The sequence below is a fragment of the Polaribacter sejongensis genome, from assembly GCF_038024065.1.
GTDB classification, from domain to species: domain Bacteria; phylum Bacteroidota; class Bacteroidia; order Flavobacteriales; family Flavobacteriaceae; genus Polaribacter; species Polaribacter sejongensis.
Window position 1 is genome coordinate 3,469,793 of the sequence record NZ_CP150667.1, and the last position, 16,739, is coordinate 3,486,531.

A 16,739-nucleotide genomic window follows, 5' to 3' on the forward strand; every position below is an offset into this window, starting at 1 on the left:
AAATGACAAATAACGAACTTTGGTTAGGTGAAAAGGAATGAAAGAAATAAAAAAAGACTGCCAATTGGCAGTCTTTTTTTACTAGTAAAATAGAATTATATTATTTTGTATAAGGAATTCTTCTAGATACTTTTCTCATTAAAACATTAATCAGATCTTGAGCGTCAGAACCAAGAGTTCCTTTGATTTTTTTGTGGTAATTAACCACTAATTCATCATCGGTAGTACTTGTAAAATCCATATTCATAGTTGCAGTATTGGTTGCAAACATTCCGCCAGTTAAAACAGCAAGTCCAATTGCAGCTCCATTAGACATTGGTTTAGAAGTTTCGTAAGTTCCAGAAATAACTGCTTCTACACCTAAAATTTCGCCTAATTCGCTCGGTAAATATTCATCATAAGAGTGAATATCTATTCCTTTCTTTTTTAATAAAGCATTCGTTCTTGTTGGGTTCTGAACAGAAACTAATAAAGTTCCTCTTTTCTTTCTAGTTAAAAACCAAGAATACATCGCTTTTTGTATGTCTAAAGCCTCACTTTTTCCCATTTCAATAATTTGTTCAGAAGTAAAATCTTTTAATTGTTTTGGTCTTAACTTAACCTGAACATGTAAAGGTAATATTGCTATTGTTTTTGTGTTTTCTACATAAGTTTCAGCATCATCATGTACATATAATTTTGTTTGAGCATTTGTTGTTGTTATGCAAATTACAAGTGCAAATAGAAAGATAATTTTTTTCATAAATAAGTTTTGGTTAAAAAAAAACGAATATAGGGGTAACTTTAACGATTATTTTAAGATTTAATTTATTTTTTAACTTGATTAATGAAATAACTATTGAATTTGTTACTATTTTTCTTAAATCAATATTAATTCAGCATCTTTGTAGTAATGAAAGGAATCGTATACAAATCTACAGGAAGTTGGTATCAAGTAAAAGCTGATAACGGAGAATTTTACAAATGTAGAATTAAAGGAAAATTCAGAATAAAAGACATCAAAAGTACCAACCCAATTGCGGTTGGCGATAAAGTTGTGTTCGATTTAGAGAAAAAGAATGATGAAGAAACAGGTGTCATCAAAAAGATTTTAGATAGAGACAATTTTATTGTTAGAAAATCTGTAAATCTTTCTAAACAGATCCACATAATTGCTTCTAATATAGACCAGGTTTTCTTATTAATTACTATTAACAATCCGCCTACATTTACCACATTTATAGACCGATTTTTAGTAGCAACTAGAGCATATCGAATAGATACGATTTTAGTCTTTAATAAAATAGATTCTTATCAACTAGAAGAGCGTGCAGAAATTTTATACTTAAAAGATATTTACGAAGCTATTGGGTATCGTTGTGTAGAAGTTTCATCTACACAAAATAAAAATGTAGATACTATTAAAGAAATAATGCTAGGTAAAACATCTATGTTTGTTGGGCATTCTGGGGTTGGTAAATCTACATTAGTAAATGCTATAGAACCTTCTTTAAACTTAAAAACAAAAGAAATTTCCGACCAACACAATCAAGGTAAACATACTACTACTTTCGCAGAAATGTTCGATTTAAGTTTCGATGCAAGAATAATAGACACACCAGGTATTAAAGGTTTTGGAGTGGTAGATATTGATAAATATGAATTAGGAGATTATTTTCCTGAGTTTTTTGCCTTAAAGCAAGACTGTAAATTCAATAATTGTATTCATACCAAAGAACCACAATGTGCTGTAAAAGAAGCGTTAGAAGAAGAGCGTGTTTCTTGGTCTCGTTATAAAAGTTACCTTCAAATTTTAAGTGGAGATGAGGAAAAAGAACATTTTAGAACAGATGTTTGGAACGAAGAAGATAATGAAGAGTAAAACTTCATGAAAATTGTAATTCAAAGAGTATCGGAAGCTAGTGTAACTATTGATGAGAATAAAGTTTCGGAAATAAAAAACGGACTTTTAGTTTTATTAGGTATTGTTGATGATGATGCACAAGAAGATATTAATTTCTTGGTTCGAAAAACAGCCAATCTTCGCATTTTTAATGATGAAAATGAGGTGATGAACAAATCACTTATAGATGTTGATGGCGAAGTAATTGTTGTAAGTCAGTTTACGTTACAGGCATCTACCAAAAAAGGAAACAGACCCAGTTATATTAAGGCAGCAAGACCAGAAGTAGCCATTCCGTTGTATGAGAATTTTGTAGCAACCTTAGAAAAAGAACTCGGTAAAAAAGTACAAACAGGTCAGTTTGGTGCAGATATGAAAGTTGCTTTGGTAAATGATGGTCCGGTTACAATTATCATTGACTCTAAAAATAAAGAGTAATTTTTAAAAATGTAAAATGTTAATTTATCATAAAAATTATAATAATACTTTCCAAGGGAAATAAATAGTATATATTTGCATCAGAATTTATATTAACAAAAAAATCAAAAAAATCAAAAAAATGAAAAGAATAGTTTTATCATTAGTATTAGTAGCATCAGTTTTAACTGCATGTAAAGGAGAAAAGAAAGAAAAAGTAGAAGCTAAAGAAGCTGTAAAAGTAGAAGTTAATGTAGCTGAACGAAATAATGTTGATACTTCTGTATCTGTTTTAAATTGGGCAGGATCAAAACCAGGAGGAGCACATAACGGAACTATAGCTTTAAAAAGTGGAGGTTTATTAATAGAAGAAGGTAAACTTACTAGTGGTGAGTTTGTTATTGATATGACTTCTATTGTAAATTTAGATATCCCTGCAGATAAAAAAGGAAACGCTAAATTAGTAGGACATTTAACTAGTGCAGACTTTTTTGATGTAGCTACATACCCAACATCTAGTTTTGTAATTACAAGCGTAAAAGAAGTTGAAGGGAAATTAGCTGTTACTGGAAATTTACAAATTAAAGATGTAACTAAAAGTATTACAATACCTGCAACAATTTCTACTGAAAACGGAGTAACAGTATTTACAAGTGAAACTTTTAATGTAGATAGAGCAGATTTTAACGTAAAATATGGTTCAAAATCTTTCTTTGATGATTTACAAGATAAATTTATAGATGATATTATGACTTTCTCTTTTGTTGTAAAAACGAAAGCGTAAATTAGATTAATTCAAATTCAATTTTAGAGGCTAAAAACATATGTTTTTAGCCTCTTTTCTTTTTCTTTTTTTTAACTTTGGACTGCTATCCCTATAATTGTATGAAAAAGTTTATTACCCTATGTCTATTTATTTCCCTATTTTCAATAACCACTACTTTTAGTCAAAAAGAAAACTACACTTCCTTATTAATTCCCAGTGCTTTAAAAGAAGATGCAAATGCAGTTGTTAGAGACAATTCTTTAGAAATTACTATTGAAGATGTAGATGCAATGACGGTGTTTAAAAAAGAAGTAATTACTGTTTTAAATAAATTGGGAGACAATTATGTTAGTATGTCTGCTCATTATGATGACGATACAAAAATAACAGAACTTTCCGCTACTATTTATGATGCTTTTGGTAGTGAGATTAAAAAGTATAAGGAAAGAGATTTTTTAGATGTAAGTGCTGTAAGTGGAGGAACTTTGTATTCTGATTCTAGAGTAAAATATGTAGATTATACACCAATTTCTTATCCGTACACAGTAGTTTTTGAATCTGAATATAAAACATCTTCAACAGGTTTTATTCCTAGTTGGTTTCCCGTAGAAAGTTATTTTTTATCCATCGAAAAAAGTAGCTACAAACTTCTAAATCCGAAACATTTTACCATCAGAAAAAAAGAGAAAAACTTTCATTCTTATTCTATAGAAAATACTTCTACGGCGTTTAATGTAAACTACGCCATAAAGAATCAAAAAGTGGTGAAATATGAAAACAATGCGCCTTTATCTATAGATATTATGCCTCATTTATTGGTTGGCGTAAATCAATTTGCTTTAAAAAAAATAGTGGGAGAAGCAACTAATTGGAGTGAGTTTGGCAAGTGGCGTTATGATTATTTAAAAAATGGAAATGACGAACTGTCTGAGGCTATAAAAGCAAAGGTTAGACTATTGGTAGAAGGTGTTACAGAACCAATAGAAAAAGCCAAAATTGTCTATGCTTTTATGCAAAATAAAACACGCTATATAAGTGTGCAAGAAGGTGTTGGTGGTTGGATGCCAATACCTGCTAATGAAGTAGATAAAGTTGGTTATGGAGATTGTAAAGGATTAACGAATTATACCAAAACACTATTAGATGCAGTTGGCGTAAAATCTCATTATGCAGTAATTTGGGCAGGAGCAGATCAACGAGATGTAGAAAAGGATTTTTTTGGAATGCAAGGAAATCATGTAATCTTAAACATACCAAATAATGGAAATGATATTTGGTTAGAATGTACCAGTCAAACAATTCCGTTTGGTTTTTTAGGAGATTTTACAGATGACAGAAATGTTTTGGTAATGACGCCAGAAGGAGGTATTATTAAACGAACACCAGCGTATAAAGACGAAACAAACCTTCAAGAAATAAAAGCTACTATTCAGCTAGAAAAAAACGGGAGTTTATCTGCTAGTTTAAATAGAGTTTCTAACGGGATTAAATATGATGACAAATCGCATTATGAGAGATTTACCGAAGAAGAGCTTGTTAAGAATTACAAATCTAACGTTTGGGACTATAATAATAACTTAGAAATAACGGATGTAGATTTACTAAATGATAAAGAAAAAGTAGTCTTTAAAGAAGATCTAAAGATGACTGTTAAAAGTTATGCTTCTGTAAATGAACAAGAATATCTATTTAGAGTAAATGTTTTTAATAAAAATAGCTTTGTACCTAAAAGATATAGAAGTAGAAAATTGCCTTTAAAAATTTCTAGAGGTTATAAAGATGATACAAGGTATGAGTTTAAGCTACCAGAAGGATATGTCTTAAGTAGTTTACCTTCAGAAAAAGTGCTTTCTACAAAATTTGGAGCCTACAAAGTAACTTTTACTAAAATTGATGATACCACTTTTACCTATCATAAGTCCATGGTTATTAAGGCAGGTGTTTATCTGAAAGAAGATTATAGTGAGTATCGAAATTTCCGAAAAAGTATTGCTAAATATGAAAAATTAAGAATTGCAATCACCCAAAAATAGAAGCAACCTTCTAGGTTCTAAATTGGTGTTTAAAGCTCATTTAAAAATAGAAAAAGCAATTTATCTGTATTAATATAAGTAAAACATAATTTGAGTTGTTTATTTTTCTTTTTTGCTAAAAAGAATGGTAGTCAAGGATTCAATTTGCGTAGTTTCTTCTAAAATCGTAACATTACAGAACTAAAATGTGAAGTATGCCAGAGGATAAAAATCTTTCAGAAATAAATATTGAAGATCAAAAAATTATTGAAAATAAAGAACTTAATATTTGGGAGGCTTTGCTTCCTGTTTTTGCCTTGGTTGGTATGTTGTTTTACAACGTGTTTTTTGTATATGGAGATGATGCTTTAAGTGGTAGTAATCAATTTCTATTAATAATGGGTGCGGCTGTTGCGGCACTTGTTGGTTTTAAAAATAAGGTTTCTTATAAACAAATGATTGATGAAGTTTCAGAAAATTTAAAATCTACTTCTGGTGCAATATTAATTTTATTAATGGTTGGTGCACTCGCAGGAACCTGGTTAATAAGTGGTATTATCCCTTCAATGATTTATTATGGGTTACAGATTTTAAATCCAACAATATTTTTAGCAGCTTCCGTAGTTATATGTGCAATTATTTCTGTGGCAACTGGTAGTTCTTGGACAACCTCTGCAACAGTAGGTATTGCTTTAGTTGGTATTGGTAATACCCTAGGTATTTCTGCAGGTATGACGGCAGGTGCGGTTTTATCTGGTGCTTATTTTGGAGATAAAATGTCTCCATTATCAGATACCACAAATCTTGCGCCAACAATGGCAGGAGGAGATTTGTTTACACACATAAAATATATGTCGTTAACAACAGTGCCAACAATTTTAATTACATTATTGGTTTTTATAATTATTGGTTTTTCAATAGAAACTACAGGTACACCAGATATATCAGATAAATTAGCGGCTATCGATGGTGCTTTTAATATTTCTCCTTGGTTATTTATAGTTCCTGTTACTGTAATTGTTCTAATTATAAAAAAAACAGAGCCTTTAATAGCGTTATTAGCGGGTACTTTATTAGCAGGTGTTGTTGCTGTAATTGCACAGCCACATATAGTAATGAACGTAGCTGGTGCAGAATCTTTAACTTTTAATTCGGCTTATAAAGGAGTTATGAATGCAATAACTGTAGATACCTCAGTAGAAACTACCAGTAAAGAATTGAATGATTTATTTTCAGCTGGAGGAATGAATGGTATGTTAGGTACGATTTGGTTGATCATTTGTGCAATGGTTTTTGGTGGGGTTATGGATGCTATCGGTGCACTGGCTAGAATTAGTAAAGCATTATTAAGTTTGGCAAGTTCTGTTTTTGGTCTTTTTGCAAGTACGGTTGCAAGTTGTTTGGCTTTAAATATTACAGCTTCAGATCAATATTTAGCAATTGTAATTCCGGGTAAAATGTTTAAAAAAGCCTATGAAGACAAAGGTTTGGCGCCAGAAAACTTAAGTAGAACTTTAGAAGATTCTGGTACAGTAACTTCTGTTTTAATACCTTGGAATACCTGTGGAGCTTATCAATCTGGGGTTTTAGGTGTAAGCGTTTCTGAATACTTCTTCTTTGCTGTTTTTAATTGGTTGAGTCCTATTATGACATTAATTTTTGCTGCTTTCAATATTAAAATTAAACAGCTTGTTAAAAAATAATACAATAGTTGTTGCAACTATTTCTGATGCAAAAATACTTACTGAAGTTGCTTTAAAATCGAAAGCTTTTTGGGGCTATTCTAATGAGTTGATAGAAGGTTGGCGAGCAGATCTTACGGTAACCTCTAGAACGATACAAACTTGCCAAGTGTATAAGTATATGATTAATGACGAAGTTGTTGGTTTTTATGTTTTAAATACTCCAAATGAAGAACTGGTAAAATTAGAAATGTTATTTGTTTTACCTCTTTTTATAGGTAAAGGAATCGGGAAAGAATTATTAGAGCATGCTTTAAACAAAGCAATAATTTCTAATGCAAACAAGATAGAATTAGTGGCAGACCCAAATGCAATTCCTTTTTATAAATCGCAAGGGTTTCTAGTGAAAGAACAAATAGGTAGTGCTATTTTAGGTCGTTTTTTGTCTTTAATGCAAAAAGATTTAAAACAATAGAAACTATTAAAAGCAACCACGGACTTCCGTGTAGCAAAACATCAAACCAGTCTTTAGCTTGCATTGCTTGTTCTCCAGAAAAAGCACTTCCACCTATAATCCATTCAATTTTGCCTAAAATATGTGGTGGATTAAAAGGAGCAAGGCCTAATGTTAAACTAGCAAGTAAAAAGAGTTTCCAGTTATCTTTAAGTTGTTTTATCATTTTTTTGATGGTATCATAAGAGAAAATACTTTATCCGTCAGATTGTGACTATATAAACCAGTTCCAAACCAATCCAAAACGGATGACAAAATCTCTATAAGGGTAGTTAGGCGCAGAGTAATAATTTTTCTCTGTAAAGCTAGAAGTTACATTTTCTATTTTTAAAAACAAACGCGTTCTTCGTACTTGTGCATTAAAGAAAACATCTACAGAAGGGAAACCTATTTCTTGGTCATTCTGTAAGGTAAACTCTGCTAATAACGGATTATAAGCATTCATTTTATACTTTGTAAAGTAGTTAAAAGTGGCCCCAATATTTACCAGCATTGGTTTCCCTTTAAACCAATAATCTTGGTAATATAATGTGTTTCTAGTAACCAATTCTGGTACTCTAAAAACCGAACTACCGCTACTTACATTTTGATACATTATGGTATTGTCTAAAGCAAACTTTTTTATCCTAAACTCTTTACTTGCTTTTACCTTTAAATATGAAATCTGGCCATCAAACTGTTGTGGTTTGTTATTTTCATCAAAATACGTATAGTTGTCAATATTGGTAAAATTTAACGAAGCATTTAACCATTTAGAACTTAAATCGAACCCTAAATCTCTTGTGTTAACAGAACTAAAGTCATTATACCAGTTGTAATCATCATATTTACTTTGATGTAATAAAGTGTTGAAATTTGGTGACTTAGAACTAATTAATAAACTACCTTTTACAGCAAAAAGACTATCTTTTTTGTACAAAGCTTCTCCTTGTAGAAAACTCCCAGACAACCTGCCACTTCCTGGAGATAAATTACCTGTTGCATTTAAATGAAAGTTTTTAATTCTAGCATTCCAATCTGCACCCACAGAAATAGCATTTCCTTCTAATTTTATTTTAGAAATATTACTATTAGAATTTAAAATTGAATCATATCCGTAAGAATAACTAGAAAGATTTACTTTGGCTTTAAATTTACCAAGTACATATTTAGAATTAAACTCTAAGTTCATTTCATTATTTGTAATGGTATTTTTAGCCTGGTTATTGCTTGCTCCAGAAGCATTAGATTCTCCAAAAAAATCTGTTGTTATTGTAGGTTGTGTAAAACTATATTCTTTAGTTTCTGTAGTAAATACGTGTCCTATTTTTAAGTTGCTAAAATCTGTTTTATTAATGGTGTCTTTATTTGCCAATAATTTATAACTATGTTCTAAATAAACTCTTCTACCTTCAAAATCATTTTCTGCATCATCTAAATTTACATCCAAATAAGATCTAGTACTATAGTCGGAATCGTTGCTTTCAAACTTATCAATTTCAGCTTGTGGTAAGCCACCACTTTCCTCATTAAAGAAATCTTGAGAAGTTAAATGTCCACGGATTTCATATTGATTATCTTCTGTTCTGTAGTGAAAAGCACCTCTAAAATTTCCATGACTAGCCAAAGACCTTCTATAAGCACCTAAAGAACGAATTCCTTTGTAAGAAAGAGAAACATTAAGTCTTCGAGAAAAATTAACAGTAAAAATAGCATCTAAAACTTGTCCCTGTTGTAAACCAGTTCTGTAAGTTATCTCTGTAGTTGGTGTTGGTACTTCATAATATTTTATTTCGTCGATATCTAAATAACTAAACTGTTTTGCAGTAAAACCAATATCTGGCATTAACTTTAGATTGCTAAAATCATATCCTAAATTAGTAAAAGTTTGCCCTTGATTATGAAAACCCAATAACTCAAAATTATCAGTACGCAAATAATTGAATTTATAATCCTTCTGAATCGATAAAGTGGTGTCTATATAAGTAGTATCTCTTTGGTGAGAAAATATTTTATAATCCGTATATTTTGTCTTTCCAGATAAAGTTACAGAGATTTCACCAGAATTTTTAATAGAATCATTCTGAGAATTAGGATTCCTTCCTAAGCCATTTCCTCCACTTCCCAACTGAAAATCTGTTTGAGAGTATAGCGTGTTTGTTATAAATAAAACAAGTATTGATAAGAAAAATAACGATTTGTTCATAGATTGTTTCTGCAATGGCAAATGTAAAATAATTTAACGAAAAGATTCGTTAATAATTATCATGAAATCTGTTAATTAAACTATATTTTTCACCTTTTATTTTAAGTTTCCTTAAAAAAGAGCCATTCCTATAGAAACAAGAACCTAAAAGAAAAAGTTTTCTTTTCTTTGCAAAATGTTAGCATCAAATTATAGTGGTTTTATTTTAGAAGCAGGTACAGACGAGGCCGGCAGAGGTTGTTTATGCGGTCCTGTAGTTGCGGCAGCCGTAATTTTACCAAAAGATTTTACGCATCCTTTTTTAAATGATTCTAAGCAATTATCGGAAGCAAAGCGAGATGAATTACGTCCGTTTATAGAAAATAATGCCATTGCTTATGGCGTTTCTTTTGTTTGGCAAGAGGAAGTAGATCTCATAAATGTTTTGCAAGCCTCTATTACGGGCATGCATCGTTCTATAGAGATGCTTAAAATACAGCCAGAATACATTATTGTAGACGGAAATAAATTTAGAGATTACAAAGATATTCCGCATGAAACCATTGTAAAAGGCGATGCAAAATATTTAAGTATTGCAGCAGCTTCTGTATTGGCAAAAACCTATAGAGATGAGTATATGGCAAAGATTCACAAAGAATTTCCTATGTATAATTGGGCTAAAAATAAAGGGTATCCAACCAAAGAACATAGAAACGGAATTAGAGAGTTTGGAGCAACTAAATACCATAGAAAAACGTTTAAATTGCTACCAGAACAAATAAAATTAAAGCTGTAAGTTGTTTTTTAGAAGCTATTTCCTGCTTTCACTACTCGCTTTTTTCGCCTAAAAAGACAAAAAAGAGCTCAAACAAACCGTTCAATCAGGGCTAAGCCATTTTGCTAACTTTTAAAAAATCTCATACAATTATTTCCTTTTTATTAAAAAACTTCAACTATTTTTACGCTCCAAAATTTTAAGTAATGATTAGAAAAACCAAAGCAGAAATTACCAAATGTATTTTACATAAAGTAGCCAATAAATTTAATAGCGGACAAAATGTTTTTTCTGAAGACTTAATTCGTTTCGATCAAGAAAGTTACGATTTAATGAAAGGTTTTTTATTGAAACCATTCGGGAATTTAACGCAGAGTTACCGTTTTACCAAGCATGAAGATGTTCGTTTAAACGAGGTAAATAAATTTGCTTCAGAAGTTTTTAGTGACGAAGAAAGTTTTGTCGAATACTCTAAAAGTATTGTAAATCATTTGTTTGAGCAATCTAATTCGGCACAAATAAAAACTGGAGATGTATTGGTTGTTTATATAGAAGGTATCGAATATAAAGATGTTTTAACAGAAGCAATTGGAGTTTTTAAAATAGAAAATAAAGTAGATTTCTTCCAAACTTATTTAGATGATAATGAAAGTTTTGATATCGTTGTTCAAAAAGGAATCTCTACAAAAAGAATAGATAAAGGGTGTTTGGTTTTAAATACTTCTGACGAAGAAGGTACCGTTGTTTTTTCTGTAGACAACAACAATTACGATGCACAATATTGGGTTAAAAACTTCTTATCTGTAAAATTAGCAGACGATTATAATTCTCATACACAGAACTATTTAGAAATGTGTAAAGAATTTTCTGAAGAGGTAATTCAGCCAGAATTAGGAATGCACGAAAAAGGAAATTTCTTAGCAAATACTGTAGATTACTTTAAAGAAAATGAAGCTGTAGATTACGCTACTTTTAAAGATGAAGTTTTTGAAGATGACAAACACAAAGAAAAGTTTGACGAGTATAAAAACCACTTCGAAAAGTTAAACGATGTGTTAATCAGAAATAATTTTGATGTTTCTGGAGTTGTTTTAAAGAAGGAAAAAAACAAGTTAAAAACAGAAATTAAGTTAGATACCAACATCAACATAAAACTAGATGTAGATGCGCCAGAAGCAGCATCAGAATATTTAGAAAGAGGGTATGATGAAGAAAAGAAAATGAAATACTATAAAGTGTATTTTAACGAAGAGAAGTAAAATCTCTTCTAAGTAAAAAAATCCCGCTTATGTTTTAAAACGTAAGTGGGATTTTTATTTTTTTAAGCCTCAATAAACTCTTCCACTTCAAAAAGTACTTTAAAATGCTTTAAAATTTTAGATTTCACCTCTTCTATATCTACTTTTCGGTTCAATTCAGCTTCCATAGAGGTTACTGCTTTTCCTTTTATTCCACACGGAATAATATTATCAAAATAACCCAAATTTACATTGGCATTTAGTGCAAATCCATGCATGGTAACCCAGCGAGAAGAACGGATTCCCATAGCACAAATTTTACGTGCAAATGGTGTTCCTACATCTAGCCAAACTCCAGTTTCTCCAGGACTTCTTTCTGATTTTATACCATATTCTGCAATGGTTAAAATAATAGCTTCTTCTAAAAAGCGTAAGTATTTATGGATGTCTGTAAAGAAATTTTCTAAATCTAAAATTGGGTAGCCAACAATTTGCCCAGGACCATGGTAGGTAATATCTCCACCACGATTTATCTTATAAAAAGTAGCTCCTTTTTCTGCTAACTGACTTTCATTCAGTAATAAATTACTTAGGTCTCCACTTTTTCCTAAGGTGTAAACATGTGGATGTTCTACAAATAAAAAGTAATTTTTTGTTGGGTTTGTATTCTCGTTTCTACGATTATCAATCTTAATGGCTACAATTTCTTGTAATAAGTCAGTTTGATAGTCCCAAGTCTCCTTGTAATCTTTTACAGATAAGTCTTTTAATAGTATGTTTCTGTTCATCATTGCGACTACAAAGATAATTATTTCATTATATTTGATAACGATTTTATATAAATACTGTTTATGAAAACAAGATTATTGCTGTTATTTATTTTTGTTGGCTTCTTTTCTTCTATCGAAGTGATAAATGCTCAGACCTTTTTGAAGAAGATTGATAAAGACAATTTTTCAATTCAAGAAGATCAAATTTATTCTAAGAAGAATTTTCCAAAAGCATACAATCTAGTTTCTATAGATATAAATAACTTTAATACAGAATTAAAATCAAAATCTAGTTCTAAATCGGTACAGAAAACCATACAATTACCGAATACTGATGGAGGTTTTTCTAATTTTGTTATCAATGAGACTTCAAATTTTGAAAACAAATTATCAGAAAAATACTCTATGATAAAGTCGTATTCTGCTCAAGGAGTAGATGATCCTACTGCAGTAGCAAAAATTAGTATTGGTACAGACGGTTTTCATGCAGTTGTGTATTCTGGTGTAGAAAAAACATTATATATAGATCCTTATTCTAAGGATAAAAAATCTTTAATCGTCTACAAAAGAAGTGATTTAAATACAGATAACGATAGTTTTACCTGTCATGTAGAAGAGGCTGCACGTATGGGTATTGCTAAAACTACTAGTTTTAAAAATGCACAAGATGGTAAACTAAGAACTTTTCGTTTGGCTTTAGTTTGTAGTGGAGAATACGCACAATTTCATTTAACAAATCAGAATATATCTGCTGCTGCTTCAGATGAAGTTAAAAAAGCTGCCGTACTTTCTGCAATGAATACGACCATGACAAGAGTTAATGGTATTTTTGAGAGAGACTTATCTGTAAGAATGACTATTGTTGGAGATAATGATAAAGTGGTTTTTTTAGATGCAGCCACAGATAATGTTACGGATGGAGATCCTGACACTATGCTTAATCAAGTACAAACTATTTGTGATACTGAAATAGGAAATGCAAATTATGATATTGGACATATTTTTAGTACTGGTGGAGACGGTTTAGCAAGTGGAGGTGTAGTTTGTATTACAGGTCAGAAAGCACGTGGAGTAACGGGAAGAAGTGAACCTATTGGTGATGCGTATGATATTGATTTTGTAGCGCATGAAATGGGACATCAATTTGGAGCAAATCACACACAGAGTAATAGTTGTAATATAAATAGTAGCACAGCAGTAGAGCCTGGTAGTGCTTCTACTATAATGGGGTATGCAGGTATTTGTATACCAAACGTACAGTCTAAAAGCGATGATTATTTTCATGCAGTTAGTATTGCAGAAATGTGGAATATTGTAAGTTCTTCTGCAAATTGTGCTGTGTTAACAGATACAAATAATAGTGCGCCAACAGCAAATGCAGGATTAGATTATAGTATTCCAAAATCGACACCCTTTTTACTAAAAGGAGTTGCAACAGATGTAGATGGAACGGCTAGTTTAACCTATAATTGGGAGCAGACAGATAATGAACCTGCAGCAACAATGCCTCCAGCTACAACAAGTTCTGTAGGACCAATGTTTAGATCTTTACCTTCTGCAATGAGTTCAGAAAGATACATGCCTGAATTGGCAACGGTGGTAGCCGGTAGTACAGCATCAACTTGGGAAGTTGTGCCATCTGTAGCAAGAGATTTAAATTTTTCTTTTCTAGTGAGAGATAATCATGCAGGAGGAGGAAGTACTGCAAGAGATAATATGACAGTAACGGTAGAGGATGCAGAAGTTTTTACGGTTTCAGCTCCAAGTACAGCTGTTTCTTGGTTTGCAGACACGACACAAAATATAACATGGAATAAAGGAACAACTGATATTGCTCCAATAAATTGCCAAAATGTAACGATTAAATTATCTGTAGATGGTGGAATTACGTTTCCTATTATTTTAAAAGAAAATACGCCCAATGATGGTTCTGAAAATATTGTAATACCAGAAAACCCAACTACATCTGCTAGAATTATGGTAGAAGCGGCAGACAATATTTTCTATAATGTAAATGCAACAAATTTTACAATAAATTCATCAGTTCCAACATTTGTAATGACAGATACAAGTGGAGATCAGTCTGTTTGTAATACCGGAAATCAGTCTGTAAGTTATATTTTAAATTTCGATTTTATAAACGGATTTTCAGAAAATGTGGCTCTTTCGGCTACAGGTCAACCGGAGGGAACAACAGTTAGTTTTAGTGCATCAACTATAAGCGCAGATGGTAATGTTAATATGACTGTAAGTGGTTTAAATGATGCCATTGAAAAACCTTACAAGATTAATGTAGTAGGTAGTTCTACAAGTATTTCTAATAACATAGATGTTCAATTAAATATAACGACTTCTAGTTTTGATGCCTTAACGCTAACTTCTCCTGCCAATGATGCTGTTGAAGTAGATTTAAGTACAACCTTAAGTTGGGATGCAGATACCAATGCAAGTAATTACAACGTACAAGTAGCAACAGATACTGGTTTTACACACTTAATTGTAAATGAAAATGTAACTTTAAATGAGTATTCTTTATCAGAACTTTCTGTAAATACCACTTATTTCTGGAGAGTAAAAGCTGAAAATAGTTGTGCAGAAGGTAGTTATTCAAATGTATTTGAATTTAAAACATTAACACCTGTTTATTGTGCTTCTAATTTTACAGATGATGTTATAGGGAAAGAATTTATAACTAATGTAACATTTAATACCATTAATAATAATTCTGGCAATGCTGCTGTAAATGGATATGAAGATTTTACGGCTATAGAAACGAAAGTGAAAAATGGAGAAGATCATCAAGTTTCTGTAACTCTAAATACGGGAGGGTTTAAAGATCATGTATATGTATTTATAGATTGGAATCAAGATTTTATTTTTGATAAAACAACGGAAAGGTATGATTTAGGAACAGAGTCTACTGATATAGGAACCAAAACATTTATGATTACAGTGCCAGGTGATGCCAAAGTTGGAAGCACAACAATGAGAGTTGTTATAGAGTATGATGATTCTACAGGAGGTTATGGAGATGGCCCTTGTAATGCAGATCATTTAACAGAATGGGGAGAAACAGAAGATTATACAATTGTTGTTATAGATGTAAACAATGTTTCTGTGCAAACAACATCAGAAACTTGTGTAAATGAAAACGATGGTATTATTACGGTAGACGTATCTCAGACTTCTTTAGATTATAATGTAACATTATCAAGTTCTGCAAGTACTTCTACTTCCTCGATAGTTGGTTCTAGTAAAATATTTTCAGATTTAAGTCCGGGTATTTATGAGGTTTGTGTAGAAACAGTTCAACAAGACTTTAGACAATGTTATGAAGTTGAAATTGTAGAGTCTCAGCCAATATCATTAAAAGCGAGTGCAAGTAAAACATCAAAAATATATTCTTTTGCTATTGATGAGGGGACAGCTCCTTTTAGTGTATTCTTAAATAATAAGCTACTAAGAACTTCTAGTGAAAAGAGTTTTGATATTGAGTTAAATGAAGGAGGCTTGTTAGAGGTAAAAACGGCGAAAGATTGTGAGGGTGTGTTTAAAACAACAATAGATGCTGTTATATTACTCCAAAATCCAGTGGTAAATTCTATAGAATTATTACTTCCTTTAGGAATAGAAGGTGATCGTATAGAAACACTAATTTTTGATATAAATGGTAAATTAGTTTTTAAACAAATGGTAAATGTTCAAGGTAATTCAATGTCCATTCCGTTTCAACAATTTGAAAAAGGAATTTATATTTTAAAATTACCAATTGCTGCAAAACCGATTAAAATATTAAAGAAATGAGAAAAGCGATAATTATTTTAAATTTATGTACTATCTGCTTTTTAGCTGTAAGTTGTTCTTCTAAGGATGATGAAAATAAAGCGCCGAGTATTGTTCAATTAGAGTATCCTACAAAAGACCTTTTGTGTATAGATCATACAATTTCTTTTAACTGGAGTGATGCTATAGACTTAGAAAATGATGCTATCGAGTATACTATTATCATAGCCAAAGACAGGCAGTTAATAGATGTTGTAGAAAACAGAACTGTTAGCGCAAGTGAATTAACAGTAACTTTAGAGAAGTCTGTAGCGTATTATTGGCAAGTAAATGCAATAGACGTAGATAATAACCAAGAAAGTAATTCTGAAATATTTTCTTTTTATACAAAAGGAGATGGGGTTACAAATTATGCGCCTTTTATGGCTGATTTACAATCGCCAGAAAATAATGGAAACGTTACTGAAGGAACTGTAGACCTAGTTTGGGAAGCATCAGATATTAATACCGCAGATACACTAACATATGAATTATTTTTTGGTGAAGATGCTACTTTAATTTCTATTGATAATACTCTTACGGTAAAGTCATATTCGGTTTCTGTGGTTTCAGGAAAAACATATTCATGGCAAGTGAATGTAACCGATAATGTTGGGGCAAAATCTATTGGGCAAATTTTTACGTTTACGGTAGATTAATAAAGTATTCTTATTAAATTAAAAAAGCCACATCAAAA

14 protein-coding genes are annotated in these 16,739 nt (G+C 31.2%); 10 read left to right on the plus strand and 4 right to left on the minus strand.

Annotated elements, in window-relative coordinates; translation table 11 throughout:
- Positions 1–100: 100 nt before the first annotated feature.
- Complete coding sequence (locus WHD08_RS14350; RefSeq protein WP_208890348.1) at positions 101–742, minus strand: hypothetical protein; 642 nt, start codon at positions 740–742, stop codon at positions 101–103.
- Positions 743–892: 150 nt separating this feature from the next.
- On the opposite strand from WHD08_RS14350, the gene rsgA reads away from it, so the two are divergent.
- The 6 genes from rsgA (at position 893) to WHD08_RS14380 (ending at position 7,234) form a co-directional block, all read left to right on the plus strand.
- On the plus strand, positions 893–1,861 hold the full coding sequence (gene rsgA / locus WHD08_RS14355) for a ribosome small subunit-dependent GTPase A (protein ID WP_208890347.1): 969 nt from the start codon (positions 893–895) through the stop codon (positions 1,859–1,861).
- Positions 1,862–1,867: 6 nt separating this feature from the next.
- Positions 1,868–2,320 carry a D-aminoacyl-tRNA deacylase gene (dtd, locus tag WHD08_RS14360; protein ID WP_208890346.1) on the plus strand — a complete coding sequence of 151 codons (453 nt, stop codon included), beginning with the start codon at positions 1,868–1,870 and terminating at the stop codon, positions 2,318–2,320.
- A 121-nt stretch (positions 2,321–2,441) separates the two neighbouring features.
- On the plus strand, positions 2,442–3,083 hold the full coding sequence (locus WHD08_RS14365) for a YceI family protein (protein ID WP_208890345.1): 642 nt from the start codon (positions 2,442–2,444) through the stop codon (positions 3,081–3,083).
- A 101-nt stretch (positions 3,084–3,184) separates the two neighbouring features.
- Positions 3,185–5,098, plus strand: a complete 1,914-nt coding sequence (locus WHD08_RS14370) for a DUF3857 domain-containing protein (RefSeq protein ID WP_208890344.1) — start codon at positions 3,185–3,187, stop codon at positions 5,096–5,098.
- A 194-nt stretch (positions 5,099–5,292) separates the two neighbouring features.
- Positions 5,293–6,780 (plus strand): Na+/H+ antiporter NhaC, encoded by a 1,488-nt coding sequence (gene nhaC, locus WHD08_RS14375; RefSeq protein WP_208890343.1) that lies wholly within the window; start codon positions 5,293–5,295, stop codon positions 6,778–6,780.
- On the plus strand, positions 6,767–7,234 hold the full coding sequence (locus tag WHD08_RS14380; protein WP_244183304.1) for a GNAT family N-acetyltransferase: 468 nt from the start codon (positions 6,767–6,769) through the stop codon (positions 7,232–7,234). The genes nhaC and WHD08_RS14380 overlap by 14 nt, the downstream gene beginning before the upstream one ends.
- Here the strand turns inward: WHD08_RS14380 and WHD08_RS14385 are convergent.
- Both WHD08_RS14385 and WHD08_RS14390 read right to left on the minus strand, forming a co-directional pair.
- Positions 7,185–7,439 (minus strand): hypothetical protein, encoded by a 255-nt coding sequence (locus tag WHD08_RS14385; protein ID WP_208890342.1) that lies wholly within the window; start codon positions 7,437–7,439, stop codon positions 7,185–7,187. The two genes, WHD08_RS14380 and WHD08_RS14385, sit on opposite strands and share 50 nt — an antisense overlap.
- 48 nt (positions 7,440–7,487) lie before the next feature.
- Positions 7,488–9,458 carry a putative porin gene (locus tag WHD08_RS14390; RefSeq protein ID WP_208890341.1) on the minus strand — a complete coding sequence of 657 codons (1,971 nt, stop codon included), beginning with the start codon at positions 9,456–9,458 and terminating at the stop codon, positions 7,488–7,490.
- Positions 9,459–9,633: 175 nt separating this feature from the next.
- On the opposite strand from WHD08_RS14390, the gene WHD08_RS14395 reads away from it, so the two are divergent.
- Positions 9,634–10,233 (plus strand): ribonuclease HII, encoded by a 600-nt coding sequence (locus WHD08_RS14395; RefSeq protein WP_208890340.1) that lies wholly within the window; start codon positions 9,634–9,636, stop codon positions 10,231–10,233.
- 185 nt (positions 10,234–10,418) lie between these two features.
- Positions 10,419–11,471 carry a nucleoid-associated protein gene (locus WHD08_RS14400; RefSeq protein WP_208890339.1) on the plus strand — a complete coding sequence of 351 codons (1,053 nt, stop codon included), beginning with the start codon at positions 10,419–10,421 and terminating at the stop codon, positions 11,469–11,471.
- Positions 11,472–11,533: 62 nt separating this feature from the next.
- On the opposite strand, the gene lipB is transcribed toward WHD08_RS14400, so the two are convergent.
- A complete protein-coding gene (gene lipB / locus WHD08_RS14405; RefSeq protein WP_208891169.1) occupies positions 11,534–12,238 on the minus strand; it encodes a lipoyl(octanoyl) transferase LipB in 705 nt (234 codons plus the stop codon).
- Between the two features lie 63 nt (positions 12,239–12,301).
- On the opposite strand from lipB, the gene WHD08_RS14410 reads away from it, so the two are divergent.
- Complete coding sequence (locus tag WHD08_RS14410) at positions 12,302–16,024, plus strand: reprolysin-like metallopeptidase (RefSeq protein WP_208890338.1); 3,723 nt, start codon at positions 12,302–12,304, stop codon at positions 16,022–16,024.
- On the plus strand, positions 16,021–16,701 hold the full coding sequence (locus WHD08_RS14415) for a hypothetical protein (protein ID WP_208890337.1): 681 nt from the start codon (positions 16,021–16,023) through the stop codon (positions 16,699–16,701). Before WHD08_RS14410 ends, WHD08_RS14415 begins: the two co-directional genes overlap by 4 nt.
- Positions 16,702–16,739 lie beyond the last annotated feature (38 nt).